Origin of the sequence: Denitratisoma oestradiolicum, assembly GCF_902813185.1 — a bacterium.
In the GTDB taxonomy this organism is placed as follows: Bacteria; Pseudomonadota; Gammaproteobacteria; order Burkholderiales; family Rhodocyclaceae; genus Denitratisoma; species Denitratisoma oestradiolicum.
The window spans coordinates 3,500,047-3,522,606 of record NZ_LR778301.1 but is presented as its reverse complement, the minus strand read 5'-3'; the positions used below and the strand labels follow the sequence as shown (position 1 = coordinate 3,522,606).

Here is a 22,560-nt window from a genome sequence, read left to right as displayed (position 1 = left end):
AAGGAGCTCATCATGCGTGTCAGCACCGGCATGATTTTCGACAGTGGCGTCAATAGCATCCAGCAGCGGACCACTTCTTTGCTGCGTACCCAGCAACAGATTTCCAGTGGACGACGCATGCTCACGCCTTCAGATGATCCCGTGGCTGCGGCCCGGGCACTGGAAGTCACACAGTCCAAGGAAATCAACGCCCAATATGTGACGGCCCAGGGCAATGCCAAGAGCAGCCTGGGCATCATGGATGGGCAGTTGTCTTCGACCTCGGATCTGCTGGTGCGTATCCGTGAGCTGACCGTGCAGGCGGGCAATGCTGCTCTTTCTCCCGCCGACCGCAAGAGCATCGCAGCCGAGCTTCGCGCCCGCTTCGACGAAATCGTTGCCCTGGCCAACAGCACCGATGGCGCCGGGCAATACCTGTTTTCCGGCTACCAGGGCAATAACAAGCCCTTCGCCGGCAATGTGGACGATGGCGTCGGCTATATCGGTGACGATGGCCAGCGTACCTTGCGGGTGTCGGGTAGTCGCGCCCTGCCGGTGAGCCAGTCGGGTAATGATGTTTTCATGCGTATCAAGAATGGCAACGGGGTCTTCGTGACCGGCCTGCCGGGGGAGCGCTCCACCAATGCCACGCAATTGCGCGTGGAGGGCTACAACATCACCAACGCCACGCCACCCGATACCGGTACCCTGGAACTGCGTTTCTGGACCGATACGGGGGATGTGCTCGGCGGTGGCGCCAATGCTGTTTACTACGATCTGGTGGATGGCGCGGGCAATTCCCTTTACACAGGGACGCCCTCCACGACGGGTGCCGGGGGGAGCTATACCAACCCCTACACCAGCGGTACTCCCATCTCCCTGTCCTCCGTTGTGCCGCTGTTTGATTTCGGTGCCGAGGTGGTCCTGACCGGCACCCCGCAAACTGGCGACACCTTCACCCTGGTAGCCTCGGCCGGTAGCCTGTCGGCTACAGCAACCAGCCTGGCCGCCTCCGGTGCACGCGCCACTATCGACGCCGGCACTGTGAGCGATCCAGTTAAATGGACTTCGGAGGGCAACAGCGGCAATCTCGAGGTCCGCTTCTGGGTGGATGTGGCCGGGGCCGTGGGCGGGGCTGGCACCGAGGGCGCCACCTATTACGATCTGGTGGATGGAGACAGCGGCAAGTCCTTATTTACCGGCAACGCTTCCGCGACGGGTGGCGGCGGGAGCTACACCCATGCCTATACCAGCGGTGCGGCGATCAATTTCAACAGCCTGGCTGCAGCCTACAATCCGCCGAGCAATGACTTCGGAGCCAGCGTCAAGGTGACGGGCATTCCCGCCAGTGGCGACAGTTTTACCGTCAGGTCCGGCAGCGATCCTCTGGGCAACGGCTATTTTGTCACCGCACCGAAGATGACTTCGGTCGACAACATGGGCAGTGGCATTATCGGCACCGGTGAGGTGCTGGACCAGACCAAATGGAATAGTCCCAACAACAGTCGTCAGTTGGAAGTGAGGTTCTGGAAGGATCCTACCGATATCAGTACCAACGCGCCGACCTATTACGATCTGGTGGATACCGTCACGGAACGCTCCCTGTTCACCGATACCACGTCCACCAGTGGCGGTCTTGGCAATACTTACACCCATACCTTCAAGAGCGGTGATCCGGTGGTATTTTCCGGGCTGGCCGCCCCCTACGATGACTTTGGAATCACGGCGACCATTCAGGGCACCCCGGCCAGCGGTGACGTCTTCAGTATCCGGGACAGTACTACGGAAAGTGTTTTCGGGACCCTGTCCAATCTGATCCAGGGGCTCGAAGCCACGGTGGGTGCGACGGGGAGTACCGGCAATGCCAGCCTGCACAACATCCTGGGCTTCGCGTTGACCAATCTTGCCCGGGTCGCGGACAACATCTTGCGGGTGCGGGCCGATATTGGCACTCGCTTGTCGGAGGCGGATGACCTGGGGGCGGTTTCCGATAACCTGAACCTGCAATTCGAGAGCACCCTGTCCGGATTGCAGGATCTGGACTATGCCAAATCCATCACCGATCTTGCCCGCATGCAGACCGAGCTACAGGCCGCCCAGCAGTCCTTCATCAAGATATCCGGCCTCTCCCTGTTCAATTACCTGTGATGGGACGTCTCGCCCTTCTTGTTTTTGTGCTGGCAGGCCTGACCGGGTGCGGCACGGTTTTTCCCCGCAACCAGTTGATCGCCGACAAGAACCTCAAGATTACTTCCGCCTATGGCGTGAAGCTGGACCAACTGGTTTACTGGGGCGGTGTTGCGGCCATTGCCTACTACGTGGTGGATCCGGGAGCACCCAACTGGGAAATTCAGGAAGCGAAGTTTCCGGAGGACCGCTACCACCTGACGCTCAAGATGAAGCGCTATTACAACGGCGGCGCGGGGGAGGCCCGGGCAGTGTTCCAGCGGCGGGCACGGGAACTGGTTCAGACAGGTGGTTTTCGCGAATTCCAGATACTGGAATACCAGGAGGGCATGGACTCGAACGTCATCGGCTCCCAGCGTACCGCCGAAGGAGTGATCATGCTGGTGCGAAAATAACGGACAGTTAAAGCATGCCTGCCCGCATCACCAGACCCAGGGCGGAGAATGCCTGGGTGTAGAACCTCTCCAGGGCCGAGCCGAGATAGGGGAGCGACAGGGTGAGCACAAGGAATCCGGCCATGATGGTGACTGGAAAACCTACCGCGAACAGGTTGAGGGTCGGGGCCACCCGAGACAGGACGCCCAGAGCTAGGTTGGCGATCAGTAGGGCGGTGATCAGCGGCAGGGACAATAAGACTCCAGCAGAGAATAGGGTGGCGGCACTGGCCAACAGGGTCCCCAACCCTTTGGAGGCGAACCACTGGGTTGATACCGGGAACAGATGGAAGCTTTCAGCTAGGGCCGAGAGTGTGAGCAGATGGCCGTTCATGGCCAGATAGATCAGGGTGGCGACAAGGCTGATGAACTCAGTTACCACCGGAGTCTGGCCGGATGTCATGGGATCGTAGAACGTCGCGAAGGACAGGCCCATCTGGAGGCCGATCAACTCGCCTGCCATGTCGACAGCTGCAAACATCAGGCGCAGGGTGAAGCCCATGACGATGCCGATCAGAGTCTGTTGGGCCAACACGACCAGCCCTACCCATGAGCCGGCGGGGATCGCTGGCATTGGCGGCAGCGCCGGGGCCAGGGCCAGCACGATGGCCAGCCCCAGGATCAGCCGAATGCGCATGGAAAGTACCGCGTTCTGATAAACCGGCGCAGTGGCCACCAGCCCCAGAATGCGGGCCAGGGGAAACATGAAAAGTGCCAGCCAGGCATCTACTTGGGCGCTGGTGATCTGGATCACGCCTTTTCCTTACCGCAAAAGAACCAGCTTTTCCGCCAGGCCGTCCTGGCCGAAGGAAATCCCTGTGGGACAAGGAAAAGCGGCACACGGCGTCAGCCGCAACCGCTCGGTGCTGCAATGAGGCTCCCCCAAGCATCCGAGCAAAGCGAGCCGACTAGAACCCCCCGATGGGGGTGGAAGGGGGGCGAGCGTTCCCATAGTCATCCGATCAGGCCGGGGATGGACTCGAACAGGCGCCGCATGTAGTCGGTCATGATGGTAATCATCCAGGGGCCGGCGATCAGCAGGGTGAGAAAGATCACCAGCAGCTTGGGTACGAAGGACAGGGTGGCTTCGTTGATCTGGGTGGCTGCCTGGAAAATGCTGACGATCAGGCCCGTGGCCAGGGCTGCGATGAACAGGGGAGCGGAGATCAACAAGGTGATTTCCATAGCCTGGCGGGCAATGGCGACGACGGTGGTTGGGGTCATGGCGTCTCCAGGGAGAAACGGTGGGAATGGTCTTGCATTGCCGCCTGTCCCGTTAACGTAATGAAAAAGCTGCGCAGGAGCCGAGTGTCATCATCGAGCGCAACGAGACGATCAATAGCCTCGCCCCGGGGCAGGGTATGGGGGCGTTCAATTTGCCTTTGCGCATTTGCATCTCCGGGGGTGGTGCTGGCGACCATGCGCGTTATCCGAAGCTTTGCACCAGGGAGGTGACCAGGAGATTCCATCCATCCACCAGCACGAACAGCATGATCTTGAAGGGCAGGGCCACGATCACGGGGGACATCATCATCATGCCCATGGACATCAGCACGGAGGCAACCACCATGTCGATGATCAGGAAGGGGATGAAGACAATGAAACCGATCTGGAAGGCGGTCTTGAGTTCGGAGGTGACGAAGGCCGGGATCAATACCCTCATGGGGATTTGATCGGCGCTGGCGGGCTTGGGCTGCTTGGCGATCTTGGTGAAGGTGGCCAGATCGGCCTCCCGTACCTGTTTCAGCATGAAGCTTCGCAGCGGTACCGTTCCCCGGTCGAGGGCCTCGGGAAAACTGATCTTGTTTTCCGCCAGGGGCAGGTAGGCCTCGGTATAAACCCGGTCGGCCACTGGCGCCATGATGAAGAAAGTGAGAAACAATGCCAGACCTACCAGTACCTGATTGGGAGGCGAGGTCTGGGTGCCCAGGGCGTGGCGCAGCAGGGAAAACACGATGATGATGCGGGTGAAGCTGGTCATCATCAACAACATGGCGGGCAGGAAGGTCAGACCTGTCATCAGCAGCAGGGTTTGGATCGACAGGGACCATTGAGTGCCACCACCCGGTGCCGGAGTGCTGGTGACGGCCGGCAGGGCCTGGGCCAGAGCCAGGACGGGCAACAGGAGCAGAAGAGGGATCAGGTGTTTAGGACGCATTGTCACGGTCAAGGATCCGTTTCAGCCGGGCAGCGAATTCAGGCAGAGGAGACGGTGCCTGAGCAGCGCCGACTTGCCGGGGAAGCTCGTGAAGCGTGGTGATGCTACCGGGAGCGACCCCCAGCACCAGCCATTTTTCGTTGACCTCCACCACTACCACCCGCTCCCGGGGGCCTACCCCGATGGCAGCCACGACCTTCAGCAGTCGGTTGGCGGCTCCCTGGGGGGCGGAAAGTCTTTTCAGTAGCCACAGGCTACCCAACAGCAACGCCAGGATCAGGCTGAAGCCCAGAACCATTTGCAGCAGGCCGGTACCCAGGTCGGGTGTCGCCGGCGGGTTCTGGGCCTGGGCTGCCGGGGATAGCAGGGCGAGGTACAGGGCCGTGATGGGGAAATAGCGTCGCATGGGCGGCAGCCTCAGGATAACGGCGCAAGCATAGACCGCCGACCTCGACGCAGCCGCCGAATCAACAATGAAAAGCCGGGGCTTATCGGGTGTTAGCGGTGCAACTTCTTCATGCGTTCCGAGGGGGTAATGACATCGGTCAGGCGGATGCCGAACTTGTCATTGACCACTACGACTTCCCCCTGAGCAATCAGGGTGCCATTGATCAGGACATCAAGGGGTTCACCAGCCAGTCCATCCAGCTCGACCACGGAGCCGTGGGCTAATTGCAGCAGGTTACGGATGGGAATGCGGGTGCGTCCCAGCTCCACGGTGAGGTGCACCGGGATGTCCAGGATCATGTCGAAGTCCTGGGTTACTTGGGACTTGTCATTGCCACCTAAAAACTGTTCAAAGGCGGCCGGTTGGGCCTGAGGGGCTTCGACGGCGCTTTGCTCTCCCATGGCTGCTGCCCAGTCGTCATCCGAAACCTGTCCCTCGTCTGCTTGATCGGATTCGCTCATTTATTGACTCCTATTGCATCTCTGCTTCTGTTTGGGCGAGGAAACTGTTGACCTTCAAGGCATATTGGCCGTTCTGTACGCCATAGCGGCAACTCAGAACGGGCACTTCATCCACGGTGGCTATGACCTGCTCAGGCACCTCAATGGGGATGATGTCCCCGACTTTCATCTTGAGAATGTCGCCCAGGGTAATCTCTGCATGGCCCAGGGAGGCGCTGAGTTCGACTTCCGCTTGGCGGACCTGGCGGGTGAGCATGGCTGTCCAGCGGTGATCGGTGCCGGCCTGTTCGCTGTGCATGGTGCTGTAGAGCACGTCCCGGATCGGTTCGATCATCGAGTAAGGCATGCACAGGTGCATTTCCGCCGAGTTGCCCGACAGTTCGATGGTGTAGGTGGTGGCGACAACGATTTCCGAGGGGGTGGCGATGTTGGCGAACTGGGTGTTCATCTCCGAGCGCACATACTCGAACTTGAGGGGAAACACCGGTTGCCAGGCTTTGGCGTATTCGTTGAATACCACATTCAGCAGCCCCTGGATGATGCGCTGCTCAGTGGCGGTGAAATCACGACCTTCTACCCTGGCATGAAAACGGCCGTCGCCCCCGAACATGTTGTCCACCACCAGGAACACCAGATTGGGATCGAAGATCATCAGTCCCGTGCCCCGCAAGGGCCTGGCCTGGATCAGGTTGAGATTGGTGGGGACTACCAGGTTGCGGACAAATTCGCTGTATTTCTGCACACGGATCGGATTGACCGAAATCTCGGCGCTCCGGTGCATGTAGTTGAACAGGCCGATACGCAGATTGCGCGCGAAGCGTTCGTTGATCAGTTCCATCGTGGGCATGCGCCCACGGACGATACGTTCCTGGCGACCCAGGTCGTAGGCCTTGACTTCGCCCTGCTGCTCCTCGGCGGGGGCCTCATCGGCTTCCCCGGTGACGCCCTTCAATAGGGCGTCGACTTCTTCCTGGGAAAGGAAGTCTTGGCTCATTGAATAATGAAGCTGCTGAAGAGAACCACGCTGACGGGACCCTGAGCTCCCCCCTTGGCACCTTTTTTCGGTGAGGGGTTAACCACGCCATTGACCGTGCTGCGAATTTCCGCCGCCAGGGCATCCTTGCCTTCGACACTGGCAAGTTGCGACGCCTTCTTGCTGGAGAGCAGCCGCAGGACACCATTGCGGATCTCGGGCATGTACTGCTTGATGACTTCGCCCTCAGCCACGTCTTCCACTTTCAATTCCACCACGGCTTGTACGTACTGTGCGGTCTGGGGTCCGGCCGGGTCCTCAACCGCCAGATTGGTGGTGAAGGTTTCAAGTTTCACGTAGACGGGAGGTGTTTCCTTTCCGTCTTTTTTCGAGCCATGGTCGATTTCGGCCGCCATTTCATCTTCCGCACCGTCTGCGGCTGGCTTGTTCTTCAGTAAAAAGAATGCGCCCAATCCGCCGATCAGCACCACGACAACGACGCCAATGATGATAAAGATCAGCAGTTTCCCCCGTTTTGCCGGCGGTGCCTGTTCCTCTGGATTTTTTTCTTCAGCCATCGTTCATCCTTTGCGGCATGTGATCACGAATCGCTATGCGAAGGTATCCACCAGACCTGTTCCCGCCGTCTGCCAGCGGGATGGGGTGGAGACAATCGGCACTATCCCTGGAGTGAATTCTTGCCCGTTCTGCCCACCCCGGCGGCGCGAATTATCGCCCGATTCACCGTTGTTTGACGCGTTTCCGGGAGAATCCGCGCCCACATGGGTCTGGTCCAGTTGAATGCCGGCATCGGCCAGTACTTCCCTGAGGCGCGGCAGGGCACCTTCCAGGGCGTCACGTACTGCCTGACTGGCCGAGATGAATACCGCGTTGGCCTGATCGCCGTTCAGGGTGATCGAAACCTCGATCCGTCCCATCTGAGGCGGGTTTAGCACCAGTTCCGCCCGGCTGTCGGCTCGATGGGCCATCCAGACCAGCCTGTCGCCCACTTCATTGCCCCACCCCGGATTCCCCACCGGGGTTTCGACATGGGTGGTCACGACGGGAGCGGTGCCTTGTCCCTTGGCTGCATGTTGGGCACCCTGGGCTGCGGCAAGCAGTTCCTGAAACTGGCCGGAACTATCAGATGAAACTTTGATCTCAACCGGCGCTATTTCCGGTGCAACGGCCTTCGTGTCGGCAACTATTGCCGCAGTGGTCGGGGCTGCGCCACCTTTTGCCGGGCTGGACTCGTCGCTAACCGTCGGAGTCGTGGCTCCATGGGCTTGTGTCAGAGGCTCTCCCTCCAGCTTTGGTATTGATTCGGTCAGCGTTTCCCCTGGCAGGGAATTCTCCTCGGCCTGGACAGTCGCGACCACGGGAGGAGTTTGCACTGGTGGGGCTAGCGGGATGGCGCCGGCCGTGATCGTTGGGTCCGCCATGAATAGCTCAGCCAGCAAGGCATCGGTGACTGGTTCGTCGTGCTCCGCGTTCAGGGGCTCGGCCGATGTGGGCGATATGGAATTGACTGTTTGCTGCTGGAACAGGGCGGCGATCAGCGCCGCCAGGCCGCCCGGGGCGGTGGCGACCTCCGGCAGGGTGCTCAAGTCCGTTGGTGTTGCCGGGGCGGCGTCCCCGGGGGAGGGCATGCCCGTGACCAGCAGGGCGCCCAACTGTTTCAGTCTGGAGGATGTGTCCGAGGGGGCCAGTCGGGCCTGTAGCAAGGTGGCAAAGGTGGGCCCTGGCGAGGTGGCTTCATCACCGACGGAGGCCATCATGGTGCCGGATGCTGCTGGCGTCGGCGACAGGCTGGGAGTAATGAGTAGTTCCGGCATGGCGTGTTCCGGCAAAGTCAAAGGTATCGGCGCCTTTGATGCAAGCAGTGTGCCATTGACCATGGGCGCGGATGCCCCGGGTACCGCGGCGGTACTACTCCTGGTGGGATTCGTTTTCTTCGGGTCGGCGTGCCGCGTGCTCGTCCTGCGCCTTCTGGTCCTGGCGGTGCTCGGCATGGCGTTGCCGGTCTTCATGGCGTTCGGCCAGCGTATCGTAGGCTTTTACCTGTCCACGCTTGCTCAACCACTCCTGCTGGCCCGCAGCAGTGCGCTGCTGGGAGAGGCTAACCGCGTCACGGGCTTGGTCGATGGCAGTATCCAGACGATCCAGAAAGGATTGGAAGTTGCGCCACTGATCCCGCCCCAGGCCATTCTGCGCGGCCTCTATGAAACGGCCGTTGTACTCGGCCCGGTACTGGATCAGCATTTCCAGGCGCTGTGCGGCCTCCTGCTCACCGGCGATCAATTCGCCGAGCCGACGGGTGGTCTCGTCCAGCCGCATCTGAGACAGGTCCAGCAGGGTCTGCAAAGGGAAACGTGTGCTCATGGGCCTTCACGGCCACCTGACAGAGGTTGGCATCAAGCTAGGAGAATAGACCGTTGAGGGCAGAGCGGCTAGCACGATAGTCGGCTCGTTCGCCAATGCCCTGCTGGAGAAAGGCTTCCAGTCGGGGATAGAGGGCGATGGCTCGGTCCAGCAGGGGATCGGAGCCAGCGGCATAGGCCCCGACCGCGAGAAGGTCCCGGGCGCGCTGATAGCGGGAATACAGTTGCTTGAACTGGCGTACCTGCTCCAGGTGCTTATCGTCAATCAGGTTGGTCATGGCCCGGGAAATGGATTGCTCGATATCGATGGCCGGATAATGGCCCGCGTCGGCCAGGCTGCGATTCAGCACGATATGGCCGTCGAGAATGGCCCGGGCCGAATCGGCGATGGGGTCCTGCTGATCGTCGCCCTCGGCCAGCACGGTATAGAAGGCCGTAATCGAGCCGCCCCCCTCTGGACCGTTGCCCGCCCGTTCCACCAGGGCCGGCAGGCGGGCGAAGACCGAGGGCGGGTAGCCCCGGGTTACCGGCGGCTCGCCGATGGCCAGGGCGATTTCCCGCTGGGCCATGGCATAACGGGTGAGGGAGTCCATGATCAGAAGCACCTGGCGCCCCTGATCACGGAAATACTCGGCAATGGCCGTGGCGTAGGAGGCCCCCTGCAGACGCATCAGGGGACTGACATCAGCGGGTGCGGCCACCACCACCGAACGGGCCAGGCCCTCGGCCCCCAGGTTCTGCTCGATGAACTCCTTGACTTCACGACCCCGCTCGCCGATCAGGCCGACCACGATCACCTCGGCCTCCGTGTAACGGGCCATCATCCCCAGCAGTACGCTCTTGCCCACCCCGGATCCGGCAAACAGGCCCAGGCGCTGTCCCCTGCCTACCGTGAGCAGTGAATTGATGGCGCGGATGCCTACGTCCATGCTGTGTCGTATGGGTTCCCGTAGCAGTGGATTCAGGGGACGGCTGGCCAGGGAGCGTGAGTCCCGGCTGTCCAGTGCCCCCAGGGTGTCCAGAGGACGGCCGTTGCCATCGAGCACTCGGCCCAGCAGTCCATCCCCCACGGGCAAGTGCTTGGCTCGGTCCCGCAGTCGACGCTGGAGTGGGACCGGATGATTGACCCGTGGTGGGGTGGGGGGCGGTTCCTCGGGCGTCACCAGGGCGCCCGGGGCCAGACCATATACATCCTCGGCTGGCATCATGAACAGACGTTCACCATTGAAGCCCACCACTTCGGCCTCGACACTGCTGATGCCGGGGGCCTGGATGCGGCAGCCCGACCCCAGGGGCAGGCGCAGTCCGGCCGCCTCCATCACCAGACCATTGATTCGGGTCAGGCGGCCTGCGACGATGAAGGGGGTGCTCTGGCCCACGTGTTCCCGGCACTGGAACAGATACTCTCCCAAGGCCTTGGGGTTCATGGGTGATCCCCTATCCAGGGGATATTCAGTCCCAGAGTCTCGATTACCCGCCGCCAGCGGGTGGCAAGGGTGCCGTCTACATGGGCGCCTGCGGCTTCCAGGACCACATCACCCCGCTTCAGTTTTGCATCCTCGTGGATGCGATGGCCGGCATGGCTGAGCTGATCGCCTGCGTAGGTCCGCACCAGGGAGGCATCCTCCGGATGCAGATAGATGTTGGCGTGTTGATGGGGTAGATGACCCAGGGCCTCCCGCACCACCGTCACCACAGTCTCCGGGGCGGCGGCAATGCTCTGGCACAGGACTTCCCGAGCGACTTCCAGGGCCAGGGCCGTGAGTTCATCGGCTACGGCTTCGTCCAGGGCCTCCAGGGCCTGATCCAGTTTGGTAGCGATCCCCATCAACTGCTGAGCGGCTCGACGTCCCTCGGACTCGCCGGTCTTGCGGCCAGCCTCCAGCCCGGCCGCGTTACCGGCGGCAAAGCCTTCGCTATGGCCTACCTGATAGGCTTCCTGGCGCAGGCGTGCGATTTCCTCTGCACTTTGCACGGGGGGCACTGGTGGCGCCGCTACTGCTTTGGCCTTGGCGGGCGTGGGCGAAGTATGTCCGTCGAAGCTGGCCAGCTCCCAGCGTTCCCATGCGGTGAGCGATTTTTTGACAGTCATGATTGGTAGGAACTAGACGAACTGATCCTCGGCGCCACCCGCCAGGACCAGTTGGCCTTCGTCCGCCAGACGTCGGGCAATCTTGAGGATTTCCTTTTGCTCACCTTCCACTTCGGACAGGCGTACCGGCCCCTTGGATTCCAGATCCTCTCGCAGCATTTCGGCCGCCCGCTGGGACATGTTCTTGAATATCTTCTCCCGCAGCTCCGGAGATGCACCCTTCAAGGCCACGATCAGTGAGTCGGACTGCACTTCCCGCAGCAGCATCTGGATGCCCCGGTCATCGATGTCGAGCAGGTTCTCGAAGACGAACATTTCATCCAGGATCTTCTGGGCCAGCTCTGGATCGTACTCCCGCACGTTGTCGACAATGGCGGTTTCCGCCTGCTGGCCGACGAAGTTGAGGATTTCGGCAGCATGGCGTATGCCGCCGATGGCAGCCTTCTTGACGTTGGAGGCAGCGCCGGAGAGCAGTCGGGTCAGAGCTTCGTTGAGTTCCCGCAGGGCGGCGGGCTGCACCCCGTCGAGGGTGGCGATGCGCAGCAGCACATCGTTGCGCAGTCGTTCGGTGAACAATTTGAGAATCTCGCCGGCATGGTCGAATTCCAGGTGTACCAGGATGGTGGCGATGATCTGGGGGTGCTCGTTGCGGATCAGGTCGGCGACCGTGGCCGCATCCATCCATTTGAGGCTTTCAATGCCCGCCGTATCACCGCCTTGCAGGATGCGGGAGATGAGATTGGCGGCCTTGTCGTCTCCCAGGGCCTTGGTCAGCATGGAGCGGATGGCGTTTTCGTCCACGGAAACCGGCGTGCCTTCCAGTGTGCCGGTGTGCAGATCATCCAGTACGGCCTCGATGCGACTGCGGGGCACCTGCTTGAGGGCCGCCATGGCATGGCCGATCTTCTGCACTTCCTTGGGGGCCAGATTCTTCAGGATGGAGGCCGCCTCGTCCTCGCCAAGGGAGAGCAGAAGAATCGCGCTTTTTTCAATTCCCTCATCGGGACTCGCCGCCACTGACCCACTCCTTGATTACGTTGGCTACCGCCTTGGGATTCTCCCGTGCCAGGTTACGGGCATGATCCATCTTGGCGTCGAAAGACCGCTGGGCGTGTTGGCCAGGGCCGGTTTCCGGGAACAATTCCTCTTCTTCATAAGCCTTGGGCAGGGGAAGTTCGGATAGTTTCCTGAACAGGGGTTGCAGCAGTCTAGTCCATGTCAGATAGGCAATCACAAAAGCCGCCAGATAGCGCCCCAGATCTTTGAGCAGAGCGATCAGTCCGGGGTCCTTCCAGAACGGGGTCTGGGGCATGGCGGACTCATCCGCCGGGCTGAAGGCCGCGTTGGCGACGTTCAGGGTATCGCCCCTTTCCTTGTTGAAGCCCATGGCCTCTCGGGTCAGGTCGCTGATCTGGCGCATCTCGGTATCGGACAGTGGCACGGCCTTGGGCTTGCCGGGTTCCTTCTTCTGATTGATCACCACCGCCACGGAAAGTCGCTTGACCATGCCGGGCGAGCCCTTGACATGACGAACTGTCTTATCCACCTCGTAATTGATCGTGGAGTTGCGGGAAAAGTTCGCTGTCGACTGAGACGACCCCGTCGAGCCGCCGGCGACGGGTGGGCTGGTGAGGGGGGCCGTGGCCGGGACCGGGGGCTGGTTGCTGATGGCGCCGGGCACCCCGAGAGCCTGGGGCGTGCCCTGACCGGATTCGTTGGTCTGCTGGCTGCGAACCGCGGTTTCCGGGTTCGGATTGGGCTTGTAGGTTTCCGCCACTTGCTCGGTCTGGGAAAAGTCCACGTCTGCGGTTACCTGGGCACGGACATTGCCGCCACCGACGATGGGACTCAGAATGGTTTCGATCCGTTTGATGTAACCCGCTTCCAGTTCCCGCACATATTTGAGCTGGGTGGGGTCGAGGCCCGAGTTGCGCAGGGAGTCCGACTGCTGGGAGATCAGATTGCCTTCCTGGTCCACCACGCTGACGCTGGCCGGGGAGAGTTCGGGGACACTGGCCGAGACCAGATGCACGATGCCTGAGACCTGAATGCCGTCCAGGCTGCGTCCCGGATGCAGGTTCACCAGCACCGAGGCCGTGGGCCGTTGCTCGTCCCGCAGGAAGGCCGACTGCTTGGGAATGGCCAGGTGGACCCGCGCGCCCCGTACCGAGGAAATGGTGCCGATGGTGCGGGCCAGTTCTCCTTCCAGTGCCCGCTGATAATTGACCTGTTCGAGGAACTGGCTGGCGCCCAGCTTCTGGGATTCCAGTACTTCGAAGCCCACCAGACCGCCCTTGGGCATGCCCTGGGCGGCCAGTCTCAGGCGGATATCATGCACCTGACCGGAAGGCACCAGGATCGCCCCTCCGCCCTCGGAGAACTTGTAGGGCACGTTCTGCTGTTGCAGGGCCGTCACGATCTGGCCACCGTCCTGTTCGCTGAGGTTGGAGAACAGCACTGAGTAATCCGGCTGCTTTGCCCACAGCCAGGCGCCCACGATCACGGTTACGGTCAGAGCCACCCCCACCATGGCGGCGATCTTGAAGCGCATGGGCAAGCGGTTGAAGGTCGCCAGTGAGAGGGGGACTTCCGTCAGGGCAGGGCTGGTTTTGGCCATTCGAGGGTGTTGTCTTGTCCTGTTAAGCGGGCAATTTCCGCCCGTGCCGATTGTGTCGCCCGAAAGCAAGCCAGGTTCCCGCAATTAACGGCAATAATTGCCGCCTATTTGGCACCGTGCTTGATTGTGGGCGGAGGACGAATCTGCCATCATCGGCCGCCATGAATATTTCCCAGAATGAAGCTGATCCGGTGGGCTCGACCGAACTGCGCAGCGCGGAAGCCGCCCGTCTGGCAGAAGCCTTCCGCCTGTTCACTCAGGTCTCCGGCGAACTGTCTGGCGCCTATGCCCAGTTACAGGTCCAGGTCGCGCAACTGACGGAACGCATGCGGCTTTTGCAGGACGCCCTGCCCGCCGGCGTGATGGTCCTGGATGTGGCGGGATGTATTGTCCAGGCCAATCCGGCTGCGGCCCTCCTGCTGGAGGGCGACATCGAGGGGCTGAACTGGCCCGAGGTGGAGAAGGCACGCTTGCTGGAGAGCGATCTGCCTGGCGAGTTCTGGGTAGTCCCCGGGCGTGAGCGACGTCTGGCCATGACTGTCAGCGCCCTGGATTCGGCGGGGGGGCGGATCGTTCTGCTGCATGACATCACCGAGGCTCACCGACTCAAGTCCCAGGCGGAGCGCCACGAGCGTCTGGCGGCGATGGGGGAGATGGCGGCCCAGTTGGCCCATCAGTTGCGCACTCCGCTGGCCGCGGCCCTGCTCTATGCCGGCAACCTGGAGAACCCCGACCTGCCCGAGCCGAGTCGGATTCCCATCGCCCAGAAGACCGTGGCGCGGCTCCGTGCCCTGGAGCGCCTGATCCGGGACATGCTGCTGTTCGCCCGAGGGGAAGCCCTGGGCCGGGAAACCATGACCGTGGGGGAGTTGGTGCAGGATGCCGTCCATATCATCGAGCCCCTGGCCCGTCAGTGGCAGGTGGAATTTTTGGTGGACGATGGTGCGGGCGGGACCGAGCTCATCGGCAACCGGAAGGAGCTGGCGGGCGCCCTGTCCAACCTTCTGGAGAACGCCCTCCATGCGGTGACGGGGAACGGACGGGTGGAGCTGGAAACCCGTGCCCATGCCGATCGTGTCGATTTCACCATTCGTGACAACGGCCAGGGCATGGAGCCCGAAGTGGTTGTGCGGCTGTTCGAGCCCTTCTTCACCACCAGGGCGGAGGGTACCGGACTGGGCCTGGCCATTGCACGGGGCGTCGCACGAGTACATGGCGGAGGTATAGAGGTCAGATCCCGGCCGGGCCAGGGCACCGAATTCATTTTTTCCGTGGCTCGCAGGCAGGCACCGGAGCCTGGGGCATGAGGGTTGAACGCTTCATCCCTCATCCTGCAACACCGGGTATTTTCAGCCCTTCTCGTCCTGTCATCCGGGGCCGCCTTATGGTTCAATCGTTCCCATGAATACGCTCAATATCCTGGTCGTCGAAGACGATGATGCCCTGCGCGATGCCCTTTCCATCACCCTGGAGGCGGCGGGCCACGGGGTCGCCGGGGCGGCGGGAGGGCACCAGGCCCTGGCCCTGATCGAGACCCATGACTTTCACATGGTGGTAACCGACCTGCGCATGGCGCCCATGGACGGACTGCAACTGCTGGGGGAAATTCGCCGCCGCCGGCCTTCGCTGCCGGTCATGCTGATGACGGCTTTCGGTGACGTGGACAAGGCAGTGGCAGCCATGCGGGGCGGCGCTTGCGATTTCATGCTCAAGCCCTTCGAGCCTCGGGACCTGCTGGCCCAGATCGAGCGCTATGCCATTGCGCCGGTGGCTGAAGGCGTGGTGGCCGAGGATGCCAAGACCCGTGAAATCCTGCTGCTGGCCGCACGGGTTGCCCGAACCGACGCCACCGTGATGTTGTCGGGCGAGTCGGGGACCGGCAAGGAGGTCTTTGCCCGCTATATTCACGACCAGTCGACGCGAGTCCGGGGCGCTTTCGTCGCCATCAACTGCGCGGCGATTCCCGACAATCTGCTGGAAGCCACCTTGTTCGGCCATGACAAGGGCGCCTTCACAGGCGCCCAGGCCGCCCAGTCGGGAAAGTTCGAGCAGGCCGATGGCGGCACTCTGTTGCTGGACGAGATTTCCGAAATGCCCCTGGCCCTCCAGGCCAAGCTGCTGCGCGTCCTTCAGGAACGGGAGGTGGAGCGGGTCGGTGGTCGCAAGCCGATTCCCGTCGATATCCGGGTGCTGGCCACTTCCAACCGGGACATGGCGGAAGAGGTGCGCCAGGGGCGTTTTCGAGAGGACCTGTATTACCGGCTGAATGTCTTTCCGCTGCACATCCCGGCCTTGCGGGAACGGCCGGGAGATATCGTTCCCCTGGCACGTCATTTTCTGTCCCTCCAAGGTGTTCGCAGCGGGCGGCGGGCCGCCCTGAGTATGGATGCAGCGGCAAAACTTGCCGCCCATGGCTGGCCCGGCAATGTGCGGGAACTGGAAAATGTTATTCAGCGGGCACTGATTCTGGCTCCTGGCGATGTGATCGGGGCCGATCATCTGTTCCTGATGGGAGGCGCCTCGCCATCGACCTTTGCTCTTATGGAAACTGTTCCATTCGTCGCTGTCGCCGCACCACCGCCATCGCCAGGGGAAATTTCTTCTTCCAATATGAAGGACTTGGAACGCCAGCACATCTTGGAGACCCTGTCCAAGGTGGGAGGGTCCCGCAAGAAAGCGGTGGAGTTGCTAGGGATATCCGAACGGACCTTGCGCTACAAACTGGCCCAGTATCGTGAGGAAGGGTTTCTTGAAAATGAATGACGGGCACGTCGTTTGCTCATAGAATCGGGACCATTACCACGACTTGCCGGCACGACCATCACGACATGTCCATTGACACGCGCAATATTGACGCCATGCTCGCCGAACTGAGGGCGGCATCCGCCCTGACCCAGAGCAAGCCGGCGGGCGCCGTCCAGGAGGCGGGCGGGCCCGATTTTGCCCAGGTGCTCAAGGGTGCCCTGGAGCAGGTCAATCAAGCCCAGCAAAGTGCCAAGACAATGACCGAGGACTTCGCCAGCGGACAGAACAACGTGAATCTTCAGGATGTCATGGTCAATCTGCAAAAGGCCAACCTGTCCTTCCAGCAGATGGTTCAGGTGCGCAACAAGCTGGTCTCCGCCTACCATGACATCATGAACATGCAGGTTTAGGCATCAGCTTTCCCCTGTGTTGCCGTTTTTCCCAAGCCCCGGTTAGCCGGGGCTTTGCGTTTATACTGGCCCCATGTCCACCGACAGCCAGAATCAGGCCCCTACTCCCTTGACCGAGTCCGAAGCCGCCTATGGCCGCTTCGTGCCCCAGCAGTTTCTGCAACTTCTCGGGCGTCCCAGCATCGTCGAGGTGGAACTGGGGGATCATGTCGAGAAGGAAATGACCTTGCTGTTCTCGGACATCCGGGATTTCACCCTGTTGTCCGAGGCCATCCTGCCGGCCGAGAACTTTCGTTTCATCAACTCCTATCTCTCCACCATGGAACCCGTGGTGGCGCGGAATCGGGGCATCATCGACAAGTACATCGGCGATGGCATCATGGCATTGTTTCCAGGCACTGCCGACGATGGCGTGCGGGCCGGCATCGATATGCTGCGGCGTCTGGTGATCTACAACCAGGGCCGTTCCCGGGCTGGTTATGCGCCGATTCGCATCGGTATCGGCCTCAATACCGGTCTGGTCATGATGGGTACGGTGGGCGGTCCCAACCGCATGGACAGCACGGTGATCGGCGATGCGGTGAACCTGGCTTCCCGCCTCGAAGGTCTGACCAAGAACTATGGAACACCGCTGATCATCAGCGACCAGACCCTGCACTCCCTGGAGGACCGAGGTGCCTATTCCATCCGCTTCCTTGATCGACTGTCTGTAAGGGGACGCTATCAGGCTCAGTCCGTCTATGAGGTGTTCGATGCGGACCCGGAGCCTCTCTGGCTGGCCAAGCAGGAGACCAAGCAGGCTTTCGAGGAAGCGGTGGCTTTTTTTCACATGGGTCGGGCCGATCTGGCCCGACCCATGCTAGAGGAATGCTTACGCGGGGCACCTGACGACAAGGCTGCGCGCAGCTATCTGAAGCGTTGTGCCGCCGCGGACCAGGGTGAGGCCCACGGTTCGGTCGTGGGGGGGATGCCCGACGCCACTTGGCGAGACGAATATTCGGTATTGATCGAGGAAATCGATGCCCAGCACAAAGAACTGCTGGCACGGGCGGCCAACATTGCGGCGCTGGTGGCGCAGGGCGATGGCGCTGTGGGTGGAACGCTGAATGCGCTGACGGAGTTCTCTCAAGCCCACTTCAATACTGAGGAAAACCTGATGAGGCGCTACGGCTATCCTTTCATTGAGGAGCATCTGCGCCAGCATCGTGCCTTCCAGAGCGCTTGCGAGGGCTTGTGCGAGGAAATTCTCACAGCGCAGCGGGACCAGCTCTATCTGCTATTCCGAATCCAACTCCTGCTGGTGGATTGGCAGATCAATCACACCACCAAGAGTGACTTTCATCTGGGTAATTTCCTGCTGCGTGCCGGCATCAACTGAGGCCGCCGGGTTTCAGCTTGACTGGGGCCAGGTGGCCTTTGCGGGCGCGCTGCCCGCGGAAGGGCTCCAGGTTGCCGCCCTCAATCACTGCCGTCGTCGGCTTGCCGCCCCGCCCCGTGCCCTCGATGGTCAGGCTGTTGCCGTAATTCACGCAGACCGCCAGCAGTGAGTCGGCTGGTTCCAGATCCATGATCTTGTTGCCCCGGCCCTTGCTCATTTCTGGCATGTCCGCCAAGGGGAACAGCAGCAGACGGCCGATGGCCGAGAGGGCGCAGAGGGTGGCTCCATTTGCCGGTGCAGGCTTGAGGGGCTGCTCTCCCTTGTCCAGGGACAGAAAGGACTTGCCCGCTTTGTTGCGCCCCACCAGATCTCCCAGTCTGGCCACGAAACCATAGCCGCCGCTGCCGGCGAAGAGGTACTTGCCTTCCGGATCGGCGCTGATGGCTTGGCTGATCTTGGCTCCATCCTGGAAGTCCACCAGGGTTGTGATGGGTACGCCGTCGCCGCGACCGCCGGGCAGGTCGGAGACCTTCACGCTATAGGCGCGGCCGTTGTCGTCAATCAGCACCAGAGGCCAGACGGTGCGGGACTCGGCGACCAGGAAGGCATGGTCCCCGGTCTTGTAGGAAATCGACGCCGTGTCCACGCCGTGGCCTTGGCGGCTGCGCACCCAGCCGTTCTTGGACAGGATCACCGTCACCGGTTCGTCGGGCACGGAGACCTCTGCCGGGCCGGTATAGGCCACCGCCTCGATCAGGGTGCGGCGCGGGTCGCCGAACTGTTTGGCGTCGTCGGCGATTTCCTTCAGGATCAGGCGGGTCATTTCCGGCCGGGAGTCCAGCAGGGTTTGCAGGCGGCCCTGTTCCTCCCGCAGGTCGCCCAGTTCCTTCTCGATGCGTATGCCTTCCAGCCGCGCCAACTGGCGCAGTCGGATTTCCAGAATGTCCTCGGCCTGGATCTCGCTCAGCCCGAAGTGGGCCATCAGTTCGGCCTTGGGCTCGTCGGATTCGCGGATGACCCGGATCACTTCCTCGATGCGCAGGAACGCCGTCATGCGGCCTTCCAGAATGTGGATGCGGCGCTCCACTTCCCCCAGCCGATGGCGGCTGCGCCGTTCCACGGTGGCGAAGCGGAAGTCGATCCACTCGTGCAAGATCTGGAGCAGGTTCTTCTGCTGGGGCCGGCCATTGCGGCCGATCATGGTGAAGTTCAGGGAAGTGCTGGCCTCCAGGCTGGTGTGGGCCAGCAGTACCGCCATGAATTCCTCTTGTGAGATACGGGACGAACGCGGCTCCAGCACGATGCGCACCGGCGCATTTTCGTTGGATTCATCGCGTACGGTGTCGAGCACCCCCAGCACCACCTGCTTGAGGTTTTTCTGTTCCTGAGTGACATCCTTCTTGCCCGCCTTGGGCTGGGGATTGGTCAGGGTCTCGATCTCGGATAGCACCTGGGCGGTGGATACGCCATGGGGCAGTTCATTGACGATTACCCGCCACTGGTTCCGGGCCAGTTCCTCGATCCGCCAGCGCGCCCGCAGTCGCAGGGAGCCGCGGCCGCTGGCATAGGCGTCGCGGATGTCGGCGGGGGAGGAAATCAATTGCCCCCCGCCGGGAAAGTCCGGTCCCGGAAGCACCGCCAGCACTTCCTCCAGTACCGCTTCGGGCTTCTTGATCAGCAGCCGGGCGGCTTCGGCCACCTCCCTTAAATTATGGGCAGGAATCTCCGTCGCCATGCCCACGGCAATGCCGGAAGCGCCGTTCAACAGCACGAAGGGCAGGCGTGCTGGTAACAGGGACGGTTCCTGGAAGGCTCCGTCGTAGTTGGAGACGAAATCCACCGTGCCCCGATCGATCTCCGCCAGCAGCAGTTCGGCGATGGGAGTCAGGCGGCATTCGGTGTAACGCATGGCCGCTGCGCCATCGCCGTCCCGGGAACCGAAGTTGCCCTGGCCGTCCACCAGGGGGTAGCGCAGGCTGAAGTCCTGGGCTACCCGCACCATTGCGTCATAGATGCTGGAATCGCCATGGGGGTGATACTTGCCGATCACGTCGCCCACTACTCGGGCCGACTTCACGTGCTTGGCGGTCGGTGACAGGCGCATCTCGCTCATGGCGTAGAGGATGCGGCGCTGCACCGGCTTCATGCCGTCTTCCACCTGGGGCAGGGCGCGGGAGCGCACTACGCTCATGGCATAGGCCAGGTAGGCCTGTTCGGCGTAGGTATCCAGGGGCAGGGTGGAGCCGTCGTCGAAAACCGGGGTAGGGGGTATCGCCGGGGGGGGGGTATCGAACAGGTCGGGAGTTTCGGTCGTCATCAGATATCCGCTTCCACCAAGTGTCCCTTGGCTTCCATCCAGGCTCGCCTGCCCGAGGCTTCACCCTTGCCCATCAGCAGGTTGAACAGCTTCAGGGTTTCCTCCCTTGCCTCGGGGCGCAAGGTCACGGGCAGTACCCGGCGGGTGGCCGGGTCCATGGCGGTTTCCCTGAGTTGTTCGGGGTTCATTTCACCCAGGCCCTTGAAGCGCCCCACCTCTATTTTGTCGGCGGCGATGCCTTCCTTCTCCAGGCGGTCCCGCATGGCGTGCAATTCACCCTCATCCAGGGCGTAGAGCCGCCGGGCCGGCCGCTTCTTGCCACTGGCAGGCACGTCGATGCGATACAGGGGCGGTTGTGCGATATGCACATGACCGTTGTCGATCAATGCCGGGAAGTGGCGGTAGAACAGGGTCAACAGCAGGGTCTGGATGTGGGCGCCATCCACGTCCGCATCGGACATGATCACCACCTTGCCGTAGCGTAGGTTGGAGAGATCCGGCTTGTCCTCCGGATCATGGGGGTCCACCCCCAGGGCCACGGCGATGTCGTGGATTTCAGCATTGGCGAAGAGCCTGCCGGCCTCCACCTCCCAGGTATTGAGCACTTTGCCACGCAGGGGCAGGATGGCCTGGGTTTCCTTGTTGCGGGCCATCTTGGCGGAGCCGCCGGCGGAGTCGCCCTCCACCAGGAACAATTCATTCTCGCCAATGTCGGTGGATTCGCAGTCCGTGAGCTTGCCTGGCAGCACCGCCACACCGGACTGCTTCTTCTTTTCCACCTTCTGGGCGTTCTTCTGCCGTGCCAGGGCCTGCTTGATGGCCAGTTCGGCAATGGCCTTGCCGGCTTCCACGTGAAGATTCAGCCAGACCTCGAAGGGGTCTCGCACCTGGCTGGAGACCAGCTTCACGGCTTCCCGGGAATTGAGCTTTTCCTTCACCTGGCCCTGGAACTGGGGGTCCAGCAGCCGGGCCGAGAGGACGAAGCCCATGCGGCCGCAGACATCGTCCTGCTGCAACTTGACGCCCCGGGGCAGCAGAGTGTGGTGTTCGACGAAGGTTTTCACCGCCTCGAACACCCCGGCCCGCAGTCCTGACTCATGGGTGCCGCCGGCTACGGTGGGAATCAGGTTCACATAGGACTCGGAGCTCACTCCCTCGGGGAACCAGCCGATGGCCCAGGCGGCGCCCTCTCCCTCGGCGAAGTCGGCATCCTGGGCGCCGGCGTATTTCTCGCTGGCATAGATGGGACAGGCCATCTCCTGATCGCCAGCCAGTTCACGCAGATAACCGGCCAGGCCCTGGGTGTAGCTCCAGGTCTTGGTCAGGAAGCGGCCATCGGGCTGCTCGGTGTCCAGGGTGACCTTCACGCCTGGGAGCAACACGGCCTTGGAGCGCAGCAGCCGCTCCAGTTCGTTCAAGGGGACCTTGGGGGAATCGAAATACCGGGGGTCGGGCCAGACCCGCACCCGGGTGCCGGTCTGCCGGCCGCAGGCGCCGAGTTCCTGGAGCGAGCCCACCTTCTCGCCGCCCTCGGCAAATTCCAGCCCCCAGACCTTGCCCTCTCGCCGCACTTCCACCGCCACCCGCAGGGAAAGCGCGTTGGTGACGGAAACCCCCACCCCGTGCAGGCCTCCGGAGAACGCATAGGCGGAGTTGCCGGAACGCTTGTCGAACTTGCCCCCGGCGTGGAGCCGGGTATAGGCCAGTACCACCACGGGAATCTGTTCCTCGGGGTGGAGCCCCACCGGGATGCCCCGTCCGTCATCGGTGACGGAAATGGAACCGTCCTGGTGCAGCATCACATGGATGTTTTTGGCGTGGCCGGCCAGGGCCTCGTCGGCGGCGTTATCGATGACTTCCTGAATGATATGGGCCGGCGAATCGGTGCGGGTGTACATGCCCGGACGTTCGCGCACAGGTTCCAGTCCCTTCAGGACGCGGAAGGATGATTCGTCGTAGTTGCTCATGGGTAAGGAAGGG

Annotated in this window: 22 protein-coding genes; 6 read left to right on the top strand and 16 right to left on the bottom strand. The window is 61.9% G+C overall.

The window, feature by feature from the left end:
• Positions 1–12 precede the first annotated feature (12 nt).
• Positions 13–2,127 carry a flagellar hook-associated protein FlgL gene (gene flgL, locus DENOEST_RS16055; RefSeq protein WP_145769284.1) on the top strand — a complete coding sequence of 705 codons (2,115 nt, stop codon included), beginning with the start codon at positions 13–15 and terminating at the stop codon, positions 2,125–2,127.
• A complete protein-coding gene (locus DENOEST_RS16050) occupies positions 2,127–2,561 on the top strand; it encodes a hypothetical protein (RefSeq protein ID WP_145769283.1) in 435 nt (144 codons plus the stop codon). Before flgL ends, DENOEST_RS16050 begins: the two co-directional genes overlap by 1 nt.
• Positions 2,562–2,568: 7 nt before the next feature.
• Here DENOEST_RS16050 and fliR read toward each other — a convergent pair whose 3' ends face one another.
• From fliR to fliF, 14 genes are all read right to left on the bottom strand, one after another.
• The gene (fliR, locus tag DENOEST_RS16045; RefSeq protein WP_145769282.1) at positions 2,569–3,354 is read right to left on the bottom strand and encodes a flagellar biosynthetic protein FliR; all 786 of its coding nucleotides are present in this window, start codon (positions 3,352–3,354) and stop codon (positions 2,569–2,571) included.
• A gap of 200 nt (positions 3,355–3,554) precedes the next feature.
• A complete protein-coding gene (gene fliQ / locus DENOEST_RS16040) occupies positions 3,555–3,824 on the bottom strand; it encodes a flagellar biosynthesis protein FliQ (RefSeq protein ID WP_145769281.1) in 270 nt (89 codons plus the stop codon).
• Positions 3,821–4,021 (bottom strand): hypothetical protein, encoded by a 201-nt coding sequence (locus DENOEST_RS16035; RefSeq protein ID WP_145769280.1) that lies wholly within the window; start codon positions 4,019–4,021, stop codon positions 3,821–3,823. The genes fliQ and DENOEST_RS16035 overlap by 4 nt, the downstream gene beginning before the upstream one ends.
• A 5-nt stretch (positions 4,022–4,026) precedes the next feature.
• On the bottom strand, positions 4,027–4,758 hold the full coding sequence (gene fliP, locus DENOEST_RS16030; RefSeq protein WP_145769547.1) for a flagellar type III secretion system pore protein FliP: 732 nt from the start codon (positions 4,756–4,758) through the stop codon (positions 4,027–4,029).
• The gene (gene fliO / locus DENOEST_RS16025; RefSeq protein ID WP_145769279.1) at positions 4,748–5,164 is read right to left on the bottom strand and encodes a flagellar biosynthetic protein FliO; all 417 of its coding nucleotides are present in this window, start codon (positions 5,162–5,164) and stop codon (positions 4,748–4,750) included. Before fliO ends, fliP begins: the two co-directional genes overlap by 11 nt.
• A 92-nt stretch (positions 5,165–5,256) precedes the next feature.
• Positions 5,257–5,667, bottom strand: a complete 411-nt coding sequence (fliN, locus tag DENOEST_RS16020; RefSeq protein WP_145769278.1) for a flagellar motor switch protein FliN — start codon at positions 5,665–5,667, stop codon at positions 5,257–5,259.
• A gap of 10 nt (positions 5,668–5,677) precedes the next feature.
• On the bottom strand, positions 5,678–6,661 hold the full coding sequence (fliM, locus tag DENOEST_RS16015) for a flagellar motor switch protein FliM (RefSeq protein WP_145769277.1): 984 nt from the start codon (positions 6,659–6,661) through the stop codon (positions 5,678–5,680).
• On the bottom strand, positions 6,658–7,218 hold the full coding sequence (locus DENOEST_RS16010) for a flagellar basal body-associated FliL family protein (RefSeq protein ID WP_145769276.1): 561 nt from the start codon (positions 7,216–7,218) through the stop codon (positions 6,658–6,660). The genes fliM and DENOEST_RS16010 overlap by 4 nt, the downstream gene beginning before the upstream one ends.
• Positions 7,219–7,251: 33 nt before the next feature.
• Positions 7,252–8,475 carry a flagellar hook-length control protein FliK gene (locus DENOEST_RS16005; RefSeq protein WP_197970644.1) on the bottom strand — a complete coding sequence of 408 codons (1,224 nt, stop codon included), beginning with the start codon at positions 8,473–8,475 and terminating at the stop codon, positions 7,252–7,254.
• 94 nt (positions 8,476–8,569) lie between these two features.
• Positions 8,570–9,022 (bottom strand): flagellar export protein FliJ, encoded by a 453-nt coding sequence (gene fliJ, locus DENOEST_RS16000; protein ID WP_145769274.1) that lies wholly within the window; start codon positions 9,020–9,022, stop codon positions 8,570–8,572.
• A 37-nt stretch (positions 9,023–9,059) separates the two neighbouring features.
• On the bottom strand, positions 9,060–10,448 hold the full coding sequence (gene fliI / locus DENOEST_RS15995) for a flagellar protein export ATPase FliI (protein WP_145769273.1): 1,389 nt from the start codon (positions 10,446–10,448) through the stop codon (positions 9,060–9,062).
• The gene (locus DENOEST_RS15990; protein ID WP_145769272.1) at positions 10,445–11,113 is read right to left on the bottom strand and encodes a flagellar assembly protein FliH; all 669 of its coding nucleotides are present in this window, start codon (positions 11,111–11,113) and stop codon (positions 10,445–10,447) included. The genes fliI and DENOEST_RS15990 overlap by 4 nt, the downstream gene beginning before the upstream one ends.
• A 12-nt stretch (positions 11,114–11,125) precedes the next feature.
• Positions 11,126–12,130 (bottom strand): flagellar motor switch protein FliG, encoded by a 1,005-nt coding sequence (fliG, locus tag DENOEST_RS15985; protein ID WP_145769271.1) that lies wholly within the window; start codon positions 12,128–12,130, stop codon positions 11,126–11,128.
• On the bottom strand, positions 12,111–13,730 hold the full coding sequence (gene fliF, locus DENOEST_RS15980; RefSeq protein WP_145769270.1) for a flagellar basal-body MS-ring/collar protein FliF: 1,620 nt from the start codon (positions 13,728–13,730) through the stop codon (positions 12,111–12,113). Before fliF ends, fliG begins: the two co-directional genes overlap by 20 nt.
• Positions 13,731–13,891: 161 nt before the next feature.
• On the opposite strand from fliF, the gene DENOEST_RS15975 reads away from it, so the two are divergent.
• From DENOEST_RS15975 to DENOEST_RS15960, 4 genes are all read left to right on the top strand, one after another.
• Positions 13,892–15,037, top strand: coding sequence for a sensor histidine kinase (locus DENOEST_RS15975; RefSeq protein WP_145769269.1), 1,146 nt, complete (start codon positions 13,892–13,894; stop codon positions 15,035–15,037).
• Between the two features lie 94 nt (positions 15,038–15,131).
• Positions 15,132–16,493, top strand: a complete 1,362-nt coding sequence (locus DENOEST_RS15970; protein WP_145769268.1) for a sigma-54-dependent transcriptional regulator — start codon at positions 15,132–15,134, stop codon at positions 16,491–16,493.
• A 65-nt stretch (positions 16,494–16,558) separates the two neighbouring features.
• Positions 16,559–16,885 (top strand): flagellar hook-basal body complex protein FliE, encoded by a 327-nt coding sequence (fliE, locus tag DENOEST_RS15965; RefSeq protein WP_197970643.1) that lies wholly within the window; start codon positions 16,559–16,561, stop codon positions 16,883–16,885.
• 73 nt (positions 16,886–16,958) lie between these two features.
• On the top strand, positions 16,959–18,263 hold the full coding sequence (locus DENOEST_RS15960) for a bacteriohemerythrin (protein ID WP_145769267.1): 1,305 nt from the start codon (positions 16,959–16,961) through the stop codon (positions 18,261–18,263).
• On the opposite strand, the gene parC is transcribed toward DENOEST_RS15960, so the two are convergent.
• Together parC and parE are read right to left on the bottom strand one after the other, a co-directional pair.
• The gene (gene parC / locus DENOEST_RS15955; protein WP_145769266.1) at positions 18,256–20,580 is read right to left on the bottom strand and encodes a DNA topoisomerase IV subunit A; all 2,325 of its coding nucleotides are present in this window, start codon (positions 20,578–20,580) and stop codon (positions 18,256–18,258) included. The genes DENOEST_RS15960 and parC overlap by 8 nt on opposite strands.
• Positions 20,580–22,547, bottom strand: a complete 1,968-nt coding sequence (gene parE / locus DENOEST_RS15950) for a DNA topoisomerase IV subunit B (protein WP_145769265.1) — start codon at positions 22,545–22,547, stop codon at positions 20,580–20,582. Before parE ends, parC begins: the two co-directional genes overlap by 1 nt.
• Positions 22,548–22,560 lie beyond the last annotated feature (13 nt).

Bases quoted from the DNA above. Each gene is read 5' to 3' on its own strand.
- flgL (WP_145769284.1), top strand. From the start codon at position 13: ATGCGTGTCAGCACCGGCATGATTTTCGACAGTGGCGTCAATAGCATC.
- DENOEST_RS16050 (WP_145769283.1), top strand. From the start codon at position 2,127: ATGGGACGTCTCGCCCTTCTTGTTTTTGTGCTGGCAGGCCTGACCGGG.
- fliQ (WP_145769281.1), bottom strand. From the start codon at position 3,824: ATGACCCCAACCACCGTCGTCGCCATTGCCCGCCAGGCTATGGAAATC.
- DENOEST_RS16035 (WP_145769280.1), bottom strand. From the start codon at position 4,021: ATGGTCGCCAGCACCACCCCCGGAGATGCAAATGCGCAAAGGCAAATT.
- fliP (WP_145769547.1), bottom strand. From the start codon at position 4,758: ATGCGTCCTAAACACCTGATCCCTCTTCTGCTCCTGTTGCCCGTCCTG.
- fliO (WP_145769279.1), bottom strand. From the start codon at position 5,164: ATGCGACGCTATTTCCCCATCACGGCCCTGTACCTCGCCCTGCTATCC.
- fliN (WP_145769278.1), bottom strand. From the start codon at position 5,667: ATGAGCGAATCCGATCAAGCAGACGAGGGACAGGTTTCGGATGACGAC.
- fliM (WP_145769277.1), bottom strand. From the start codon at position 6,661: ATGAGCCAAGACTTCCTTTCCCAGGAAGAAGTCGACGCCCTATTGAAG.
- DENOEST_RS16010 (WP_145769276.1), bottom strand. From the start codon at position 7,218: ATGGCTGAAGAAAAAAATCCAGAGGAACAGGCACCGCCGGCAAAACGG.
- DENOEST_RS16005 (WP_197970644.1), bottom strand. From the start codon at position 8,475: ATGCCGGAACTACTCATTACTCCCAGCCTGTCGCCGACGCCAGCAGCA.
- fliJ (WP_145769274.1), bottom strand. From the start codon at position 9,022: ATGAGCACACGTTTCCCTTTGCAGACCCTGCTGGACCTGTCTCAGATG.
- fliI (WP_145769273.1), bottom strand. From the start codon at position 10,448: ATGAACCCCAAGGCCTTGGGAGAGTATCTGTTCCAGTGCCGGGAACAC.
- DENOEST_RS15990 (WP_145769272.1), bottom strand. From the start codon at position 11,113: ATGACTGTCAAAAAATCGCTCACCGCATGGGAACGCTGGGAGCTGGCC.
- fliF (WP_145769270.1), bottom strand. From the start codon at position 13,730: ATGGCCAAAACCAGCCCTGCCCTGACGGAAGTCCCCCTCTCACTGGCG.
- DENOEST_RS15975 (WP_145769269.1), top strand. From the start codon at position 13,892: ATGAATATTTCCCAGAATGAAGCTGATCCGGTGGGCTCGACCGAACTG.
- DENOEST_RS15970 (WP_145769268.1), top strand. From the start codon at position 15,132: ATGAATACGCTCAATATCCTGGTCGTCGAAGACGATGATGCCCTGCGC.
- fliE (WP_197970643.1), top strand. From the start codon at position 16,559: ATGTCCATTGACACGCGCAATATTGACGCCATGCTCGCCGAACTGAGG.
- DENOEST_RS15960 (WP_145769267.1), top strand. From the start codon at position 16,959: ATGTCCACCGACAGCCAGAATCAGGCCCCTACTCCCTTGACCGAGTCC.
- parC (WP_145769266.1), bottom strand. From the start codon at position 20,580: ATGACGACCGAAACTCCCGACCTGTTCGATACCCCCCCCCCGGCGATA.
- parE (WP_145769265.1), bottom strand. From the start codon at position 22,547: ATGAGCAACTACGACGAATCATCCTTCCGCGTCCTGAAGGGACTGGAA.